This window comes from Stackebrandtia soli (genome assembly GCF_965137155.1).
Classification (GTDB): Bacteria; Actinomycetota; Actinomycetes; order Mycobacteriales; family Micromonosporaceae; genus Stackebrandtia; species Stackebrandtia soli.
The window spans coordinates 1-19098 of the sequence record NZ_CBCRZX010000025.1; the positions used below are offsets into that span (position 1 = coordinate 1).

Consider the following 19098-nt stretch of genomic DNA (forward strand, 5'->3'; position numbering starts at 1 on the left):
CGGATGACGCCCCGTCCCCTGGGACGCGGAATGACCGCGTCCTCGGATCGTTCCTAGTGCGAGTGCCCGTGCCCGCCTTGGGCGGGCTCTTCCGCGGGTTTGTCGACGATGATCACGTCGGTCGTCAGCGTCAACGCGGCGATGCTGACCGCGTTGGTGACGGCGTTACGCGTCACCTTCACCGGGTCGACGATTCCCGTACCGAGAAGGTCCAGGTAGGAGTCGAGCGCGGCGTCGTAGCCGTGACCCCAGTCGAGGTCGGCGACCTTGTAGACGACGACGTCGCCCGAGACACCGGCGTTCGACGCGATCTGGTGCAGCGGCGCGGCGAGCGCGCGCGACACGATGGACACGCCGACGGCGGCCTCGTCGTCGACGTCGAGATCGCGCAGCGCCTCACGGATCTGCACGAGCGCGGCGCCACCGCCGGGCACGATGCCCTCCTCGATCGCGGCGCGCGTGGCGGACACGGCGTCCTCGATGCGGTGCTTGCGCTCCTTGAGCTCGACCTCGGTCGCGGCGCCGACGCGGATGACCGCGACGCCGCCCGCGAGTTTCGCGAGTCGCTCTTCGAGCTTCTCGCGGTCCCAGCTGGATTCGGTGGCTTCGGCCTGCGCGCGGATCTGGTCGACCCGGCCCTTGACGGCGGCTTCGTCGCCTCCGCCTTCGACGACGGTCGTCGCGTCCTTGGTGATGACGACGCGGCGGGCGGTGCCGAGTTCGCCGAGTCCGACCTGGTCCAGCTTGAGTCCGATCTCGTCGGACACGAGCTGGCCGCCGGTGAGGACCGCGATGTCCTCGAGGATCGCCTTTCGGCGGTCTCCGAAGGCGGGGGCCTTGACGGCGCAGGCCTTGAACGTCTTGCGGGCGGCGTTGACGACGAGCGTCGCCAGTGCCTGGCCTTCGACGTCCTCGGCGATGATCAGCAGTGGTTTGCCCGACTGCTGGACCTTTTCGAGGACCGGCAGCAGTTCTTCGATCTTGGTGATCTTCCCGCTCGTGATGAGGATGAGCGGGTCGTCGAGGATAGCTTCCTGTGCTTCGGCGTCGGTCACGAAGTGCGGCGAGATGAAGCCCTTGTCGAACTGCATGCCTTCGGTGACGTCGAGTTCGGTCGCGAGGGTCGAGCCCTCTTCGATCGTGATGACGCCGTCGGAGCCGACGGCCTCGAAGGCTTCGGCGATGAGCGAGCCGATCTGCCCGTCCTGCGCGGAGACGGTCGCGACCTGCGCGATCGACTCCTTGCCGGAGACGGGGGTGGCCTTCTTCAGCAGGGCGTCGTTGATCGCCTTGGCGGCGGCGTCCATGCCGCGCTTCAGCGCGATCGGGCTGCCGCCCGCAGCGACGTTGCGAAGTCCGTAGTGGACCATCGACTGAGCGAGCACGGTCGCGGTCGTGGTGCCGTCACCGGCGACGTCGTTGGTCTTGGTGGCGACTTCCTTGACGAGCTGCGCGCCGAGGTTGGCGTTCGGGTCGTCGAGTTCGATGTCCTTGGCGATGGTCACGCCGTCGTTGGTGATCGTCGGCGAGCCGAACTTCTTGTCCAGCACCACATTGCGGCCCTTGGGACCGAGGGTCACCTTGACCGTGTCGGCGAGGTGGTCCACCCCGCGCTGGATGTGGCTGCGGGCGTCATCGGCGAAGTTGAGGATCTTTGGCATTGATTTCCCTCCTCATGAGACCGCCCCGGACACGTTGAGTCCGGGGCGGTGTCAATGGATCGATTACTTCTCGATGACGGCGAGCACGTCACGCGCCGACAGAACCAAGTAGTCCTCCCCGGCGTACTTGACCTCGGTGCCGCCGTACTTGGAGTACAGAACGACGTCGCCGACCTTGACGTCGACGGGAACCCGGTTTCCCTTGTCGTCGACGCGGCCGGGGCCGACCGCCAGGACGGTGCCCTCCTGCGGCTTCTCCTTGGCGGTGTCGGGGATGACGATGCCAGAGGCAGTGGTGGTCTCCGCTTCGTTCGTCTGGACCACGATGCGGTCCTCGAGCGGCTTGATCGCAACCTTCGTCGCGGTGCCCATGTGGCTTACCCTTCGGTCTTTACGCTGTTGACGATTCGTGGGCGGTGGCGATGTCGCGTCGTCGCGGGTTGTCGCGTCATCACGCCCGCCGCCCAAATTAGCACCCTCGAGGCGAGAGTGCCAGCCTTAGTGTAACCGCTGGCAATCTCAACCTGAGAGTGCTAACCCCACTTCGGGTTCGGTCAGCGCCAACGCAGGTCATCGACGTGAGAAGCGGCCGCCCGCGAACGCCACGACGCCTCGGATCGGGCTGTTCGCGACGAAAATCACGGGCTTTCGGCGGGTGTTTCGGCCGCCGAATCCACCCCGGAACGACCCCGAATGGACGGCGCGGCGGTTCGCCTTCCGAGCCGACGCGAACGTTCGGCGCCCCTCCCGGGCGCGGCGCACGCGCGTCACGGACCCACTCAGTACACAGGGGACTTCACCCGGGACACCGGTAACCGAGCCCCGTCGGCGTCCACGCACAATAACCGCATGGACGTCGAGTGGCTCACCAGTACCGACGGCGCGGACACCATCGCGATCGCGACCCGCCTGCTCGACGACGACCCCGACCGGGCCGGGATCGCCCTCGCCCGCGTCGTCGAGGATCCGCACCGTCGCGCGCTCGCCCTGACGCAGGCTCAACTGCGCGGCATCGCCGTCGCGAAGTTCGGACCCGACGCCGCCGCCCTGTATTACACCCGCGACGGCCTGGAGCAGGCGAGTCGCCGCGTCGTCGCCGACCGCCGCGCCCGGCTCTTCGTGGAGAACGGCGCCCGCGTCGTCGCCGACCTGTGCTGCGGCATCGGCGCGGACGCGTTCGCGCTCGCCCGGGTCGGGTTGGACGTCGAGGCCGTCGACGCCGACGCCGGTACCGCCGCCCTCGCCGCCGCGAACGCCTCCGCGATCGGATTGGCCGATCGCCTTCGCGTCCATCACGGCGACGCGCTCCACTTCGATCTGTCTGCCGTGGATTCAGTCTTCTGCGATCCGGCCCGGCGTAAGGACGGCCGCCGCGTCTTCGACCCGCGCGACTATTCCCCGCCCCTGGACGCCGTGTGGAGCGCGGCCGGGCCGCGCCTGACCGCCGTCAAGGTGGCGCCCGGCATCGCGCACGACGCGATCCCGGACGGAGCCGCCGCCGAGTGGGTGTCCGTCGACGGCGATGTCGTGGAGGCGGCCCTGTGGCGCGGACGTGCCGGGCAGGCGAACCGCACCGCCGTCGTCTTCCGAGGTGGGGAGGCGATCGAGTTGACCGGCACGGGTCGGCGGGACGCGGACGTCGGTGGGCTGGGCGAGTACGTGTACGAACCGGACGGGGCCGTGATCCGGGCGCGCCTGGTCGCGGAACTCGGCGACCTGATCGGAGCGCGGTTGGCGCATCCGACGATCGCCTACCTGTATCGGGACGCGCCGGCGACGACGCCGCTGGCGGTCGGTTGGCGAATCCGCGAGGTGCTTCCGTTCCACGTCAAGAAGCTGCGAGGAGTGCTACGGGAGCGCGGTATCGGGCGGTTGACGATCAAGAAGCGCGGCGCGGACGTGTCGCCGGACAAGTTGCGCCGGGAGCTGCGGTTGTCGGGTGCCGACGAGGCGACCTTGATCGTGACTCGGGACGGGGATCGTCATGTCGCGCTACTGTGCGACGCCGCGCCGGTCTGAGGGCGTCTCTTCGCGGGAATGGGACGTGGCCGGTGAGAGGCGGCCGTCGTCAGCGGCCGAGTCGGGCCCGCATGATGAGGGCGTCCTTGCCGGTGGCGGCGTAGTAGTTGCGTCGGACCGCGATCCCGTCGAAACCGAACGCCTCGTACATCGCCTGGGCGGGACCGTTGTCCGTGGCGACTTCGAGGAGCGCCGTGCCTACGCCGTTGTCGACGGCGTGGTCGAGGAGGTCGCGCAGGAGCGCGGCTCCGATGCCGCGCCGCTGGTGGGCGCCCGCGACGGCGATGTTGTTGACCCACGCCTCGTCGTCGGAGAGGGCGAGCCCGGCGTAACCGACGAGCGTGTCGCCGTCGAGGGCGGCGCGGTAGTAGTGGCCCGCGGCGAGTTCGGACCAGAACATCGCCGCGGTCCAGGCGTCGACGGTGAACAACTCGGCTTCGATGGGAAGCACGTCCGGGATGTGCCACCATCGAAATCGTTCGATGGACCAGGTCACGTCAGGCCCGGGTGCGCTGGCCGTTGACGTGGACGTCGGGGCGGCGCAGGTAGAGCGGGGTGAGTTGTTCGGTGGGGGCGCCGTCTCGGACGCGTTCGGCGGCGAGCCGCAGGAGCGCGGCGGGGTCGGGGTGTTGGGGGCCGTCGATGAGGTCGAGGCCGAGGATGTCGGCGTACTGGTGGGCTCCCGCGCCGAGCGCGCCGGTGCCGGGCGCGGTCTTCGAGGCCAGGTCGGCGGGCTTGTCGACGGACGGACCGTCGACCCGCTGTCCATCCTGTGCGTACAGCGCCCAGTAGACCTCCTTGCGGCGCGCGTCGGTCGCGACGAGGAACGGCCCGGTCGCGGTCGTGACGGCCGCGCCGATCCCGTCGAGGGAGCAGACGCCGTAGGTGGGGATGTCGAGGGCGTGCCCCATCGCGGCCGCGGTGGAGAGGCCGACCCGCAGGCCCGTGAACGGTCCCGGCCCGAGACCCGCGACGATCGCGCCGAGGTCCGCGGGCGTCGCGTCGGCTTCGGCGAGCGCGGCGGCGATGAGCGGCGTGAGTTGCTCGGCGTGGGCGCGGGCGTCGACGTGCGCGCGGGTGGCGCGCATGGTGACGGTCTCGCCGAGGTCGGCGACGCCGACGGTGACGGCGGGGGTCGAGGTGTCGATGGCGAGCGTCAGCATGTGCCCTCTGTCAGTGCTTTCAGTCGGGTGTCCCAGTCGCCGCCATGACCGATGAGCTCGATTTCGCGGGCGTCGTTGTCGTGGCGGTCGATGCGGATCTCGAGGTGGGAGTCGGTGAGTTGTTCGACGACCCCGGCGCCCCATTCGACGACGGTGACGGAGTCCTCGATGGACGCGTCGAGGTCGAGGTCGTCGAGTTCGTCGAGGCTTCCGAGGCGGTAGGCGTCGACGTGGACGAGGGGGATCGTTCCCGTGTCGGGCGGGTGCACCCGCGCGATGATGAAGGTGGGGCTCGTGATCGGTCCGGCGACGCCGAGTTCGGCACCGATTCCCTGGGTGAGCGCGGTCTTTCCGGCGCCGAGCGGCCCCGTCAGGATGAGCAGGTCACCGGGGCGCAGCAGGCGCGCCAGGTCCGCGCCGAGGCGTTTCGTGTCCGCGACCGTTGGAAGCAGAAAAGTCACCGTTCGTTCCCGTTCTCGGTTTTCTTGCGGCGCCACGGTTTGCGGCGCGGGGTCGACTCGTCGACCGCGTTGGCGGTTATGGTGTCGACGACCGATGCGATCATGCCAAGCAGGGGTTCGGTCGTGTCGGCGGGCTTCTCCAACAACGCGATGTGCCCGGTGTCGGGGATGATGATGAGCGTCGCGTGCGGGAGCGCTTCGGCGAGTTCGACGGCGTGGGCCGCGGGCGTGAACTGGTCGTCGCTGCCGCTGATGATGAGGACGGGCACGTTCGCGAGGCCGCGCAGCGAGCCGCGTTCGTCGTGTTCGAGGAGTGTCCTACTGAAACCGATGACGGTCCTGATCGGCGTGTTCGTGTTCATCTCCTCCACGTAGGACACGAGGGAGGGGGACGGTCTTTCGGTGGCGAATCCGTACCGCCGGGTCAGCATCCACGCGAGGTCGCCGACGATCTTGCGGGTCCGGTCGATCGCGCCGGGTGTCAACGCGGCGGCTCGACCGAGGACGGGCAACACGACCCTTCGGGCGCGGGCGAGGACTCGGGGCGCTCCGAACGTGACCTCCGAAAGCCCACCGGACGATGTGGACAGCAAGGCGACGGCCGTGACCCGGGACGCGAACAGTTCCGCGTGACGGCGCGCGAACGCCAGGATCGTCATGGCGCCCATCGAATGTCCGACGAGGATCAGCGGACCTGACGGCGCGGTCTGCCCGATGACGGCGTACAGCGTCTCGGCGAGCGAGTCGATGTCGTGCTCGGCCTCGGGTATCTCGCTGGAGCGTCCATGGCCCGGTTGGTCGTAGAACACCGCGCGGACGGGCAGCGTCGACTCGGTGAGGGCCCGCCGCTGGAAGTGGAAGGTGCCCTGGTCGAGACAGTAACCGTGGACGAACACGACGGTCGCGGTCGGCGCGTCGGCGCCGCCGTCACCGGGCTCGTAACGGGTGCCGACCGTCTCGACGTGCACGGACACCCCGTCCGAGGACGCGACGGTGCGAATCCGATCGGCGTGCAGCCGCCCGAAGGGTTCGTCGTGGTAAGGGTCGTCCGGGTCTCGCCTCGCCTTGTTCATCACATAACGCTCCGCGGCTACTCCGGCCGCCAGACCTGCGGCGGCGAGTCCGGCGATGGCGCTGATGACGCCAGCGCGACGCTTCTTGCGGCTCTGGGTGGAGGGGAGGTTGCTCATTACGGGTTCCCTACGTATCGACGTCTGACCCGGGCGCCGATCGACGTCAATATCTCGTAACTGATGGTGTCGTGCCAGATCGCCCAGTCGTCGGCGGTGATCTCGCCATCGCCGAAGAACTCGGCGACGTCACCGGGGTGCGCCTTCGCCTTGCCGAGCTTGACGACGACCTGGTCCATGCACACGCGCCCGACGATGGGGTGGCGCTCGCCGTTGATGAGCACCTCGGCCTTGTTCGACGTCGAGCGGGGAATGCCGTCGGCGTAACCGAGCGGGACGACCGCGACCGTCGTCGGCCGGTCCGTCACATACGTGTGTCCATAAGAGATTCCGTGTTCGGCGGGCAGGCGCTTCACCTGGGTCAGCCGCGCGCGCACGCTCATGGCGGGGCGCAGGCCGTAGTCCTGCCCGACGATCGGCGAGTAACCGTAGACGGCGATGCCGGGCCGCACCACGTCATAGTGCGTGGACCGGTCCGTCAACAGGGCCGCCGAGTTCGCCAAGTGGCGGTACGCGGGGTCGAGCCCCGCCGCCGAGACCGCGTCGAGGAACCGCTCGAACGCGGACTTCTGGGCCGCGTTCGCCGGATGCTCGGGTTCGTCGGCGCACGCCATGTGGCTCCACACGCCCACGAGCTCGATGAGGCCGTCCGCCTGAGCCTTCGCCGCGAACTCGCACAAGCGACCCCACTCGTCCTCGACGACGCCGCCACGGCCCATGCCGGTGTCGACCTCGAGGTGGACCTTCGCTGGCCGGGACGCCCGCACCGCGACGAACTCCCGCAACTGCGCCACCGACGACGCGCCCAACGACACGTCCGCCTCGATCGCCGGTTCCAGGTCGAGACCCGGCGCCGCCAACCACGCGAGAATCGGGACGGTCACGCCGTCCGCCCGCAAGGCCATCGCCTCGGGCAGGGTCGCGACCCCGAGCCGGGTCGCCCCGCCCGCGAGGCAGGCCCGAGCGGCCGGGATCAGGCCGTGTCCGTACCCGTCGGCCTTCACGGCGGGCATCAGCTCTGCCGACGTCCGCCGCGCCAGATTCGCCACATTCGCCGCGATGGCCTCCAGATTCACCACCGCTTCGGCCTGAAAAGACATGTCATCCAGACTACGTGGAATGACGCCGTCACCCATGCGGCACGCGGCGGCGATCAGCGTCACACCGCCCTCACGGCCCCCACCCGTGCGCACACCGCCACGACCACCCGGGCGAATTCCGGGTATGCGACCTTCGGCCGACCTGCCGGAACTCGGTGACGCCCGGAAGGACCGAGCCGACGTCCATCCTTTGGGACGCTAAGAGCTGTCCCGTAACGGGCTTCCGGTTGGCGGGCCCGGTCGAGAGCGTGCTTCGCCCATCGGGCGCTTTGCTCCGGGTATTGCCGTTTCAGGACCGCCGAGGGAAGTCGGGATGGTCGGCGTAGGGCGAGGCGAGGTCGAGCAAGTCGTCGCATGGCCAGGGTTCGCCATCGAATTGGCAGTCATCGCGGTCGTCCCACGGTAGTTCCGGATCTCCCGCTGCCGGGCTGAGGGCGTGACGGGCCAGGATGCGTCGTTTGGCGTCGATCTCGCGCAAAGCGCGGACCGGGTCGTGCAGAGCCACATGCAAAGCGATCGCGGGGTGGAAACCTGATAGGTTCACCTGACAGAAGTCGACCGTGTGCCCACGAGCCGACCACGTTCCACAACCATCACCGTCGCAACGTCGGGCCAGATCGGCTTCCTCATCCAGCCGCGCCTTGAGGAACCTCACCAGATCTTCATTCATAAACAGGCATCCTCGGTGGTGTGCCAGGCAGTGTCGCTTGATTTTCGTGGTGCGAGCATACGGTTCTTGATGGGCCGACGGTGAAATGATCTTGTTGTGGCTGGTGTAATCACAGCGTCAGGGCCGACTTGGATAGCCCCGTTCACCGGGTTGAGTCCCCGCCCGTTCGGCAAGCCGGTGACCGTGCTGCGACACGAGGGTGCAGATACGGCCCGCAAGGGTCGGCCGTGGGGCCCGCCGCTGGCCGACCGGGTGTTGCTGCTGGCGGCTTATTGGCGGACGAACTTGACGATGCGCCAGCTCGCCTTGCCGTTCGGGTGTCCAAATCAGCCGCGGACCGCATCATCGACCACCTCGGGCCGATGCTCGCGCTCCAGCCCCGCAAGCGGTTTGCCAAGGACGCCGTGCTGATTGTGGACGGCACCCAGATCTGGAGAATCCTCCGCGACTGCCGCCTCAAAGGCGACGGCGTCCACCACGCCATGCTCGGCATCGCCCGACTACACAACCTCCTTCTCGCCGGATAGGCAGCCGGCCAGCAATGAACAAGCACGTCACACCGACCCGCAGATCACTTACGGGACAGTCCTTAGGAGAGCTCCGCGACCACGTCGTGCAACGCGTCCGCGATGCGCGTCGCCGTCACCGGTCCCTGGCGCGCCGCGTGGCGACCCGCGAGTCCGTGAAGGAACGCGCCCGCGACCGCCGAACGCACCGGCGACAGCCCCGCGGCCAGGAGCGACCCGATGAGACCCGCCAACACGTCGCCACTTCCCGCCGTCGCCAAGGCCGGGTCCCCCGTCGGGTTGACGTGGACATTGCCGAACGCGTCGGCGACGACCGTCCGATACCCCTTCAACAACACGACGCACTCGAGACGCTTCGCCAACGCGACCGCCTCGCCGATCCGGTCGTCCCCGATCGCGTGGCCCGACAGGCGAGCGAACTCCCGGTCGTGCGGCGTCATGACGGTCCCATGTCGACGACCCACCAACATGGACGGATCGTGGGCGACCAAGGTCAACGCGTCGGCGTCGAGACACATCGGCACCGGCGCCGCCAACGCGGAGCGCAGCTGCGAGTCGGCGACCGAGTCCGTCCCCATGCCGGGACCGGCGACCCACGCCTGGACGCGACCGGCGTCCGCGACGCGGTCCTTCGTCACGACCTCCGGGTATCGGTAACGGACGTGCCGCGCCGCCGTGCCCGCGTATCGGATGTACCCCGCCGGGCCGGCGAGCGCGCCCGCGACGGCGAGTTCGCCCGCACCCGGGTACCGGAACGATCCGGCGCAGACGCCGAGGACGCCGCGCGTGTACTTGTTGTCCCACGCGTGTGGACGCGGCCACCAGCGCGCGATGTCGTCGAGGACGGGGATGAGCGCGTACGGCTCCGGCAGGTAGGGATCGAGTCCTATGTCGACAAGGTCGATCATGCCGGCGTGTTCGGCGGCGGTGCCGACCATCAACGCGGGCTTGCGGCAGCCGAAGGTGACCGTGATGTCGGCGCGCACCGCGTCGCTGTTGACGGCCCCCGTGTCCACATCGACTCCACTGGGGACGTCGACGGCGATCATGGGAACGCCCGCGAGCCGGGTGACCAGTTCACCGGCGCGTGCGGGCAGGCCCGGACGCCCGCCGATGCCGAAGATCCCGTCAACGGCCAGATCGGTCTCCGCCGGCGGCTCGTCGACCAGACGTCCGCCCGCGTCGAGCAGGGCGGCGACTCCGCCGGGATGAGACCGGCCGGGAAAGACCTCGACGGCGAGGACCCGCGCACCCCTGCGCGCCAGTTGAGCGCCCGCGTACAGCGCGTCGCCTCCGTTGTCGCCCGCGCCGACGAGCAGGGTCACCGTCGAGCCGTAACAGCCCCGCGTCTGTGAGAGCATCCGCCCGATCCGGGACGCGAGCCCCGTCGCGGCGCGGTGCATCAACGTGCCTTCGGGCAGCGTCGCCATGAGCGCCGCTTCCGCCGCGCGCACCTGCTCGACGCGCCACACGCCGTTCCTCATCGTTCCGCCACCACCATCGCCGAGGCGATGCCCCCGTCGTGTGACAGGGACAGGTGCCAACGTTCGATGCCGCGCTCGGCGGCGGCCGCGGCGACCGTGCCGCTCGTCGTCAGCCACGGCCGACCGTCCGGATCCGTGACGACCTCGCAGTCGTGCCAGTGCAGACCGCCCGGAGCTCCGAGGGATTTCGCGACGGCCTCCTTGGCGGCGAATCGCGCCGCGAGTGACTCGCTCGACCGTGGGTTGCCGCTGGCCGTGACGCGTTCGGCGTCGGTGAACAACCGGGCGGCGAGCAACGGGGTCCTGGTGAGCGCCTTGGCGAAGCGCTCGACGAGGACGACGTCTATTCCGACAGCGACAATCACGCCTGCCACTGTGTCACACCTGCCACGCGTGCCGTGACGGGACGCCGCACGCGGACACGGAGTCCGCGCCGACCATGAGACGGGATCGGCGCCGGGTCGCCCCGACGCCGATCCCGTCTCATCTGTCCTTATTCGACTGTCACGGATTTGGCGAGGTTCCGCGGCTGGTCGATGTCGTGGCCCTTGGCGGCAGCCAGCTCGCAGGCGAAGACCTGCATCGGGACGGCCGTCAGGAGCGGCGCGAGGAGCGTCGAGACGCGCGGCAGGAACACCGTGTGGTCGACGTGCGGAGGAACGACGACGTCGCCCTCCTCGGCGATCGCGATGACGGTCGCCCCGCGCGCCTTGACCTCCTGGATGTTCGACACGACCTTGTCGTGGAGGAGGCTGCGCCCGCGCGGCGACGGCACCACCACGACGACTGGTGTACCGTCGTCGATCAGCGAGATCGGGCCGTGCTTCAACTCGCCCGCCGCGAAGCCCTCGGCGTGCATGTAGGCGAGCTCCTTGAGCTTCAGCGCGCCTTCCAACGCGATCGGGAAGCCGACGTGACGGCCGATGAACAACGCGCGGTCCGCGTTCTCCATGTGCCGCGCGAGCAGCCGCACCGGCTCCATCTCGCCGAGGACCTTCTGGATCATGTCGGGCACGGTGGCGAGCTCGGTGAGGACGGCGGCGACCTCGTCCGCGTACTTGATGCCGCGCACCGACGCGAGGTGCAGACCGACGAGATAGCACGCGACGAGCTGCGTCAGGAACGCCTTCGTCGACGCGACCGCGACCTCGATGCCGGCGCGGGTGTACAGCACGGCGTCGGATTCGCGGGGAATCGTCGAACCGACGGTGTTCGTGATCGCGAGGATGCGCGCCTTCTGGTTCTTCGCGTGCCGCAGGGCCATCAACGTGTCCATCGTCTCGCCCGACTGCGAGATGACGATGACCAGTGTGGACCGGTCGAGGACCGGGTCGCGGTACCGGAACTCGCTGGCGAGTTCGACCTCGCAGGGGAGGCGCACCCAGTGCTCGATGGCGTACTTGGCGACCATTCCCGCGTGGTACGACGTGCCGCAGGCGACGATGAAGACCTTGTCGACATCCCGAAAATCCTGATCGGACATTCGCACCTCGTCGAGGGTGATCTCGCCGCCGACGGTGAAACGACCCCGCAGCGTGTCGGCGACGGCGCGCGGCTGCTCCTCGATCTCCTTGAGCATGAAGTACTCGTAGCCGTCCTTCTCGGCGGCCGAGGCGTCCCAGTCGACGTCGAAGGGCTTGCCCTCGGCGGGATCCCCGTCGAAGTCGGTGATCGTGAGGCCGCTGGCGTCGATCGTCACGACCTGGTCCTGCCCCAGCTCGACGGCGCTTCGGGTGTGACTGATGAACGCCGCGACGTCGGACGCGAGGAAGTACTCGCCGTCCCCGATGCCGGCGACCAGCGGCGAGTTTCGGCGAGCGCCCACGACGACATCGGGGTGCGCGGCGTCGACGGCCAGCAGCGTGAAGGCGCCCTGAAGCCTGCGGCACACGACGCGCATCGCCTCGGCGAGGTCGTCGGTGCGACGCAGTTCGGCCGACAGCAGGTGGGCGACGCATTCGGTGTCGGTGTCGGACGAGAACTCGATGCCCTCGGCCTCCAACTCACCACGCAGCTGCACGAAGTTCTCGATAATGCCATTGTGGATGACAGCGGTGCGGCCGTCGACGGACACATGCGGGTGCGCGTTGCGGTCGTTCGGTTGCCCGTGGGTCGCCCAGCGGGTGTGCCCGATGCCGGTGGTCGGCCCCGTCAATCCACCGCGCGCGGTGACGGCCTCCTCCAGGTTGGCGAGCTTTCCGGCGCGTTTCTCCGTGATGACGACGTCCCCGTCGATCAAGGCGACTCCGGCCGAGTCGTACCCCCGGTATTCGAGGCGGCGAAGCCCCTCGTTGACGACAGCTATCGCCGGACGGGCGCCGACGTATCCCACGATTCCACACATGCCGGCCAGCGTACACGAGTTTCGATCAGGTGAACTGCTCGATAATCCCTATTTCAATCACGCACTCTGATCGAACACGAGGTCGATGAACGACGGAGCGGACACGATGAAACAAATGAGCCCGAGAAGTGAAACGGCCCAACGGAACCGATCGATCCACCATGGATACGGCGATCAGCGGCGGTTCGCGGACGACGCGGGAAGACGAAGGAGCGCGTCGGCGTCCTCGCAGGCGAACGGGCCCTTTCGGCCTCGGGGCGCGCCGCTGCCACGCGTGCGAGCATGAACTGAGGCGGCCTCGGGCGCCGACGGAACGATGTCCCTGTTCGTGCGATGAGAGAACGCCGGTGGGTTGGGTGGTGGCCGGGAAGACCCGGTCGCCCCGTCGGATTCGGGTCCACCCCTCGGGTGGTGGCACGACGGCGAAACACGGGATCGCGCATCCGGGTTGCGCGGCGGGTGGTGAGGTTCGAGGGCATCGGTGGCGGGTCGAGCCTCCGTGTCATCCCCGAACACGAACGCCTCGCCTCGCCTTGGCCGACCGATCGCCGCCCGTGCGCGGTGACGAGTTCGGACCTTCCGCCAGGCCTGCCCCCGACCTCGGGCAGGCCGCCAACGACATGTGGGCCTGGATCAGCCCTGAGATGGCGCTCGATCACGGGTACCGCAGGGGATCCGGGGCCGAACACCGCGACTCGCGCCGCGTCGGTCGCGAAGCAGCGACGCGGGAGAGCGATCATGCACTATGGATCATCGTGCTTCCGTCCGGCGCGAGGTCACGCGCGAGCACGACGAATGATCGTCTTGACGAGATCGGTCAACGCCGCGAGTAGCGCGAGGACGAGAAAGAAGACCGCGATGAACGGGAAGAACTCCCGATCGCCCTCGGTCATCCCCCACGCGTCGGCGACCGGCGTGGTCGCGACGACGGCGATGACCGCGAACAGGACACCGAACGGTGCCAGCGACGCCCAGGTGATCCGGGCAAGCGGAGCCGCCGAGGACCAGACGACACGGATGAACCACCGGTTCACGGGACCGTCATGCCGACTGCGTACGGGGTCGTTCGTCATGCGCCCTTGCTACCACCCATCGACGTCGATCGCAACGACGCGGGCCCGACCTCACCGCGGGAACGTCCGCATCAGGGCGAGCGCCTCGGCGGTCTCCATCACGGTCCCGGCGGCGAACGCCCGGTCAAAGACTTTGGGCCCCAACGAGTTGCGGAGCCGGTCGGCGTATCGGCGGCTTCGAACGGTCAAGTACGGCAACCCGAACATGTGCTCCTCGCTGCTCGGCCAGATCGCCGACGCGTGGCCCATCAGCGTCGCCGCCGCCAACGGGGCGCCCCGGTCGACGGCGACCCAAGCGATCGTCGAGAGGGTCACCGCCATGCCCCGGCGGTCTCCGAACTCGGCCTGCGCGGCGGCGGCGCGGCGCAGCATCGGCAAGGCGTTCGCCAGGTCCGCACCCTGGTGCAGCAACAGTCCGTGCGACCACACCGTGTACGAGTTGTGCCAGCGTTCCCCGAACCGCCGCGCCATGACGTCAGCGGTCTCGAAGTCCTCGGCGGCGCCGACGTCGTCGGACCGCAAGGTCTTGATGACGCCGCGCTGGCTGAGCGCCTGCTGCGCCCCGTACGGGAGCGCGAGGTCGTCGAAGCGGCGCAGGGCCGTCGTCGTGGCGTGCTCGGCGTCGTCGAAGCGGCGCTGTTGGACGAGACGCAGCCCGTCGATCAGCGTCGCCCACACCGCCGACGGCGAGTCGGCCTCCGACAACGCGCCGACGCGGGCGGTGAGGCGCTCGGACTCCTCGGCGTGTCCCAGCAGCAAGGTCACGTAGGCGAGCGCCCACAGGGTCTCGGCGTCGGGGCTGAGGTCGGCGGCGGCTGCCAACCAGCGACGACCCTCGTCGAGAGAGCCCACCGCGATCCAGAACCACACCAGGCGTCGCGCGGTGGCGGCGTGCCGACCGCCGTCGGGGACGGAACCCGCGTACTCCATCGCGACCCGCAGCTGTGGAAGCTCCCGGCGGACTCGGCGGATCAGTTCCACCTGTCGACGCCCGTACCAGTGCGTGTCGAAGTCGACGGCGAGGCGTAGGCACCAGTCGGCGTGCCGAGTCCGAGCGCGGTCGGTCTCGCCGGCCTCCGCGAGTCGGCGCGTGCCGAACGCGCGGATCGTCTCCAGCACATGGAAACGACCGGGGGTGTCGACCGATCCGACCAGGACGGATCGGTCGATGAGCCGCATGACGGCGGCGCGTACCGCCTTCGGCGGATCGTCCTCGGTCGCGCACAGCTCCACCGCCATCTCAATGGACGGTTCACCGATGGCGACCGCGAGCCAACGCCACACTCGCTGCTCCAATGGGGAGCAGAGTCGGTAGCTCCAGTCCAGCATGGCGGCCAGGGACCCGTGCCGGTGGCCGTCGTCGCCGGGGTCGTCCAGCAAACGGGAGAGCTCGTCCAGTTCCGACAGGAGCGCGCCGAGGGACAGGTCCCGAAGCTTGCGGGCGGCGATCTCGATCGCCAACGGCAACCGGTCGAGCCGTTCGCAGATGCGCACCGCCGCGTCGGCGTCCTCCCCGGACTCGGGAAGGATCACGCCGATCGTCCAGGCTCGGTCGCGCAACATCGAGACGGCGACCTCCGTCGGCAACGGTCCGACGGGAACGAGCCGCTCCCCGTCGAGGACCAGGGGCACACGGCTCGTCGTCAACACGGTGACGCCGGACCCGGCCGACAGGATCGTCTCGATCACGGCGGCGCACTCGGCGACGACGTGCTCACAGTTGTCGAACACGATCAGCGCGTGGATGTGCGTGACGGCCGAGCGCAGCGCCGCCGCCGGGGCGACAGTCGGGTCGACCGGCACCCCGAGGGCCGCCATCGTCACCTGTGGAATGAGGGAGGGATCGGACAGTTCCGCCAACTGAACCCAGTGGACGCCGTCGCGAAAGCCGGACCGCGCGAGGGTGGCGGCCTGGCGGGCGAGGCGGGTCTTGCCCACGCCCCCGGGGCCCGCCACGGTGATGAGCCGGTCGGTTCCCATCGCCCCCGCGATGTCGGCCAGTTCGCGCTGACGCCCGACGAACGCCGTGGCGTAACCGGGCAACCGCGACTCCTCCTGCGGTCGTGACCGCCCGTTCGAGACCGACAACCAGCGTCGCCGCCACCCGGGAACGTCGACGTCGGGAAACACCTCGAGCAGCGCCTCGACGACGGGCCACGTCGGCAGGCGCCGCCCCGACAACGCGTCCGAGAGCGTCGACATGGAGTAGCCCGTCACCGCCGACAGGCGACGAAAGGTCGGTCTCCCGGCGGCGTCCCTGGCCCGACGCAGGTCGAAGGCGAACCGTTCGACCGGACTGGCCGCGATACCGAGCGGCTGTTCACTTCGGCCCACGCCGACTCCCTTGGTAGTCCCGAACATGCCACGGTGGCCGGATACCGTGCAGGGCCACGATCTCGGCGATCGTGAAGATAGATATATACCCCGGTCGACCTTGATCGGCAAGGCGCGACGGCGTCGTCTCGCACCGGCGATGAGCCGATCAGGCACGCCCCGACCTCACCGATGACGGCGGTCGGCCATCCATTGTCACTTGGTTATGAGGTCAGGCGAGTTTCACTGCGGCCGTGAGGATCAGCTGCGCCAGTGCCACCGGGACGAGTACCGTCCAACACAGACGCTGCAACTGGTCGACGCGTAGCCGCGGATACGAGACCCGCAACCAGATAACCACAAAGGACACTATCTCGACCTTCGCGAGTGTCCACAACCAACCGAGCTCGGCCGACAGGAACGGCCCCTTCCAGCCCCCGAGGAACAGCACCGTCGTCAACGCGGCGATCACAACGATCCCCGCGTACTCGGCGAGCAGGAACAACGCGAAGCGCAGGCCCGCGTACTCCGTCATGTAACCGAAGACGAGCTCCGAATCCGCGATCGGGGCGTCGAACGGCGGCCGACGGATCTCGGCCAGACCGGCGGTGAAGAACACGACCAACGCCGGCGCCTGCCACAGCAACCACCACGGATTCCACGCCTCCACGATCCCCGGCAGGGACAGGGTTCCCGCCGCCATCGCCACACTCGCCGCGGCAAGGACGAACGGCAGCTCGTAACCCAGCAACTGCGCCGCCGCGCGCAGAGCACCGATCAACGTGTACTTGTTGGCGCTCGCCCAGCCCGCCATGAGGACCGCGATGATGCCGATCCCGACGATCGCCAGGACCATGAACAGCCCGACGTCGAGCGGCAGCGCGACGAGGTCGGGACCGAGCGGGATCACCAGCAGGGCCAGCAGATACGGCAGCAGGGCGATGAGCGGGGCGAGTTTGAACACGGGTTTGTCGGCCGCCGCGGGCGTGATGTCCTCCTTCTGGACGAACTTGACGCCGTCCGCGATCAGCTGCGCCCAACCGTGATAGCCGCCCGCGTACATCGGACCGAGACGGCCCTGCATGTGCGCCATGACCTTGTGCTCGGTCTGGCCCACGACCAGCGGCAGCACGAGGAACGCGACAACTACCGCCAGAACACGAATCGCGACGTCAAGCCAGAAGGGCATGCGTCAGCCTAGACCGAAAGGACATCGCCGGTCCATCACCGCCACGGCCGACCGGTGTTCGGATCGCGTCGCACGCCCGGGATCGACGTCGTCGGGACGTCCGCGAACCGGTCGCGGTAAGTCGAATGTGTACATCAGGCCGGTCCCCACTCACCGTCGGCCGGTACACCTGGCGGCCGCATCGGTTGACGCTTGCGCGGACCGTGATCACCGCCTGGTTCCTTCGCCCCGGGCCAGGGTTTGGCGACTCGCGAGGCGAGCACGAAGTCCTTTCGCAGCGGGTGCCCCTCGAATTCGGGCGCCAGGAGCAGCGGCGTCAGCCCCGGGTGCCCGGGAAACACGACGCCGAACATCTCGTGAGTCTCACGCTCGTGCCAATCCGCGCCCGGGTAGAGATCGACAATGGATTCGATGGTGGCACCGTCGATCAGGGATCGCAGCAGGACACCGCGCCGATCGGGTACCGACCACAGGTGCGCGACGATCCGCAACCCATCCTCGGCCTCGTCGACGGCCGACAGCCAGTCGAAGTAGTTCAGGCCAAGGACGTCACGGGCGATGCCGACAGCGACGCGCCACCGCGACGGATCCACGTCAACGACGACCCGGTTCTCGGCGGACCCGAGGGTCGCGTCGGGCAGCGCGGTCGCCACCTCGTCAGTCCACATGGGGCAGGTCCGTTCCGGTTGGAGGGGGCACGAGTCCTGACGTCAGAGACGCGGAGTCCCGGCGAAGCCCGCCGATTCCGGGTGCCTCCCCCGCGATCTTCTCCTGCAAGCGCAGGATCCCGTGCAGAAGCGCCTCGGGCCGGGGCGGGCAGCCGGGGACGTACACGTCGACGGGGATCAGCTGGTCGACGCCCTTGGTGACGGAGTACGAGTCCCAGTACGGGCCGCCGCTGTTGCTGCACGCGCCGAACGAGATGACGTACTTCGGTTCGGGCATCTGGTCGTAGAGGCGTTTGATCGCGGGCGCCATCTTGTCGGTGACGGTGCCCGAGACGACCATCAGGTCGGCTTGACGGGGGCCGTGCGCGAACGGGATGACCCCGAGTCGCATGAAGTCGTGTCGCCCCATCGAGGCGGCGATGAACTCGATGGCGCAGCAAGCCAGACCGAAGTTGAAGACCCACAACGAGTACCGGCGGCCCCAGTTGAGGACGAAACGGATCGGCTCGCCGAGCACGCCTCCGATGCCGCGCGGTTCGTCACCGACGGCGGGCATCCCGAGATTCACACCCATCGCAGACCACCCTTGCGCCACGCGTACGCCAATCCGAGAACGAGGACGCCGACGAAGACCGCCATCTCGGCGACCGTCACCAGTCGAAAGCCCGGGGCGTCGAAGACGACCGCCCACGGGAACAGGAACAGGCTCTCCACAGCGAACAGTACATACAGGAACGCGTAGACGTAGTAGCGGACCTGCACCTGCGCCCAGTCGCCGCCCACCGGGTCGAGGCCGCACTCGTAGGTCGTCGCCTTCGCGGGGGACGGACGTTGCGTCCGGAGCAGACGGTTCGCCGCGAACGCGGCCACCGACAGCAGGACCCCGAGAACGATCATCAGGCCCAACGCGGAGTACCCGCTGAGAAAAGTGGTGCCCATGCCCCGAAGCCTAGAGGCTGCCCTCACCCTGGGCAACTCCCCCGCTCGGCCGCGTCGCCTCCGCCGCCACAGGGGACTCGCGCGCGGCCACGTGCCTGAAGTCGCGTTCAGGCGGCTTAAGCGTGGCTTCAGCGGTTGGCGGGTAGCGTCGACCTTGGGGAGGAGGCCGGAGGCCCCGATGAGTCACCACAAGGGATTAAAAGTGGCGATAAACCTTGAGCCCCAAGGAGAACCGGAACAACGAATGTCGGTAGACGAACGGCCCCGTCCGGCATCAGAAAGAGGGGCGGGTGCGCC

18 protein-coding genes and 1 pseudogene are annotated in these 19098 nt (G+C 68.8%); 2 read left to right on the plus strand and 17 right to left on the minus strand.

From position 1 onward, the window contains the following. Window positions 1-53 precede the first annotated feature (53 nt). Window positions 54-1661: a chaperonin GroEL gene (gene groL, locus ACM9NP_RS15100; RefSeq protein ID WP_415647326.1), complete on the minus strand. Its 1608-nt coding sequence runs from the start codon at window positions 1659-1661 to the stop codon at window positions 54-56. A gap of 63 nt (window positions 1662-1724) precedes the next feature. Further along, window positions 1725-2033 carry a co-chaperone GroES gene (gene groES, locus ACM9NP_RS15105; protein WP_415647327.1) on the minus strand — a complete coding sequence of 103 codons (309 nt, stop codon included), beginning with the start codon at window positions 2031-2033 and terminating at the stop codon, window positions 1725-1727. A 477-nt stretch (window positions 2034-2510) separates the two neighbouring features. Here groES and ACM9NP_RS15110 point away from each other — a divergent pair, with 477 nt between their 5' ends. Beyond that, window positions 2511-3680, plus strand: coding sequence for a class I SAM-dependent methyltransferase (locus tag ACM9NP_RS15110; protein WP_415647328.1), 1170 nt, complete (start codon window positions 2511-2513; stop codon window positions 3678-3680). A 49-nt stretch (window positions 3681-3729) separates the two neighbouring features. On the opposite strand, the gene rimI is transcribed toward ACM9NP_RS15110, so the two are convergent. The 6 genes from rimI to ACM9NP_RS15140 all read right to left on the minus strand — a co-directional run bounded on the left by rimI (window position 3730) and on the right by ACM9NP_RS15140 (window position 8264). After that, window positions 3730-4164 carry a ribosomal protein S18-alanine N-acetyltransferase gene (gene rimI / locus ACM9NP_RS15115; protein ID WP_415647381.1) on the minus strand — a complete coding sequence of 145 codons (435 nt, stop codon included), beginning with the start codon at window positions 4162-4164 and terminating at the stop codon, window positions 3730-3732. Between the two features lie 13 nt (window positions 4165-4177). Beyond that, entirely contained in the window at window positions 4178-4843 is a 666-nt protein-coding gene (gene tsaB / locus ACM9NP_RS15120) for a tRNA (adenosine(37)-N6)-threonylcarbamoyltransferase complex dimerization subunit type 1 TsaB (RefSeq protein ID WP_415647329.1), read from the minus strand. Next, window positions 4837-5304 (minus strand): tRNA (adenosine(37)-N6)-threonylcarbamoyltransferase complex ATPase subunit type 1 TsaE, encoded by a 468-nt coding sequence (gene tsaE / locus ACM9NP_RS15125; protein WP_415647330.1) that lies wholly within the window; start codon window positions 5302-5304, stop codon window positions 4837-4839. The genes tsaB and tsaE overlap by 7 nt, the downstream gene beginning before the upstream one ends. Further along, entirely contained in the window at window positions 5301-6494 is a 1194-nt protein-coding gene (locus tag ACM9NP_RS15130) for an alpha/beta fold hydrolase (RefSeq protein WP_415647331.1), read from the minus strand. Before ACM9NP_RS15130 ends, tsaE begins: the two co-directional genes overlap by 4 nt. Beyond that, window positions 6494-7594, minus strand: coding sequence for an alanine racemase (gene alr / locus ACM9NP_RS15135; RefSeq protein WP_415647332.1), 1101 nt, complete (start codon window positions 7592-7594; stop codon window positions 6494-6496). The genes ACM9NP_RS15130 and alr overlap by 1 nt, the downstream gene beginning before the upstream one ends. Before the next feature lie 289 nt (window positions 7595-7883). Continuing rightward, complete coding sequence (locus ACM9NP_RS15140; protein WP_415647333.1) at window positions 7884-8264, minus strand: DUF6221 family protein; 381 nt, start codon at window positions 8262-8264, stop codon at window positions 7884-7886. Between the two features lie 96 nt (window positions 8265-8360). Between ACM9NP_RS15140 and ACM9NP_RS15145 the strand changes: the two are divergent. Continuing rightward, window positions 8361-8791, plus strand: a pseudogene (locus ACM9NP_RS15145) (helix-turn-helix domain-containing protein). Between the two features lie 62 nt (window positions 8792-8853). On the opposite strand, the gene ACM9NP_RS15150 reads toward ACM9NP_RS15145, so the two are convergent. The 9 genes from ACM9NP_RS15150 to ACM9NP_RS15190 all read right to left on the minus strand — a co-directional run bounded on the left by ACM9NP_RS15150 (window position 8854) and on the right by ACM9NP_RS15190 (window position 18801). Beyond that, complete coding sequence (locus ACM9NP_RS15150) at window positions 8854-10275, minus strand: NAD(P)H-hydrate dehydratase (RefSeq protein WP_415647334.1); 1422 nt, start codon at window positions 10273-10275, stop codon at window positions 8854-8856. After that, window positions 10272-10640 (minus strand): holo-ACP synthase, encoded by a 369-nt coding sequence (locus ACM9NP_RS15155; protein WP_415647335.1) that lies wholly within the window; start codon window positions 10638-10640, stop codon window positions 10272-10274. Before ACM9NP_RS15155 ends, ACM9NP_RS15150 begins: the two co-directional genes overlap by 4 nt. A gap of 128 nt (window positions 10641-10768) precedes the next feature. Further along, entirely contained in the window at window positions 10769-12619 is a 1851-nt protein-coding gene (glmS, locus tag ACM9NP_RS15160; RefSeq protein WP_415647336.1) for a glutamine--fructose-6-phosphate transaminase (isomerizing), read from the minus strand. Window positions 12620-13395: 776 nt separating this feature from the next. After that, window positions 13396-13692 carry a hypothetical protein gene (locus ACM9NP_RS15165; protein WP_415647337.1) on the minus strand — a complete coding sequence of 99 codons (297 nt, stop codon included), beginning with the start codon at window positions 13690-13692 and terminating at the stop codon, window positions 13396-13398. Between the two features lie 51 nt (window positions 13693-13743). Then, on the minus strand, window positions 13744-16026 hold the full coding sequence (locus ACM9NP_RS15170) for an ATP-binding protein (RefSeq protein ID WP_415647338.1): 2283 nt from the start codon (window positions 16024-16026) through the stop codon (window positions 13744-13746). Between the two features lie 211 nt (window positions 16027-16237). Beyond that, window positions 16238-17194, minus strand: coding sequence for an NADH-quinone oxidoreductase subunit NuoH (nuoH, locus tag ACM9NP_RS15175; RefSeq protein ID WP_415647339.1), 957 nt, complete (start codon window positions 17192-17194; stop codon window positions 16238-16240). A gap of 134 nt (window positions 17195-17328) precedes the next feature. Beyond that, a complete protein-coding gene (locus ACM9NP_RS15180) occupies window positions 17329-17862 on the minus strand; it encodes an NADH-quinone oxidoreductase subunit C (RefSeq protein ID WP_415647340.1) in 534 nt (177 codons plus the stop codon). Beyond that, complete coding sequence (locus tag ACM9NP_RS15185) at window positions 17852-18418, minus strand: NADH-quinone oxidoreductase subunit B (protein WP_415647382.1); 567 nt, start codon at window positions 18416-18418, stop codon at window positions 17852-17854. Before ACM9NP_RS15185 ends, ACM9NP_RS15180 begins: the two co-directional genes overlap by 11 nt. An 8-nt stretch (window positions 18419-18426) precedes the next feature. Continuing rightward, window positions 18427-18801: an NADH-quinone oxidoreductase subunit A gene (locus ACM9NP_RS15190; protein WP_415647341.1), complete on the minus strand. Its 375-nt coding sequence runs from the start codon at window positions 18799-18801 to the stop codon at window positions 18427-18429. Between the last annotated feature and the right edge of the window lie 297 nt (window positions 18802-19098).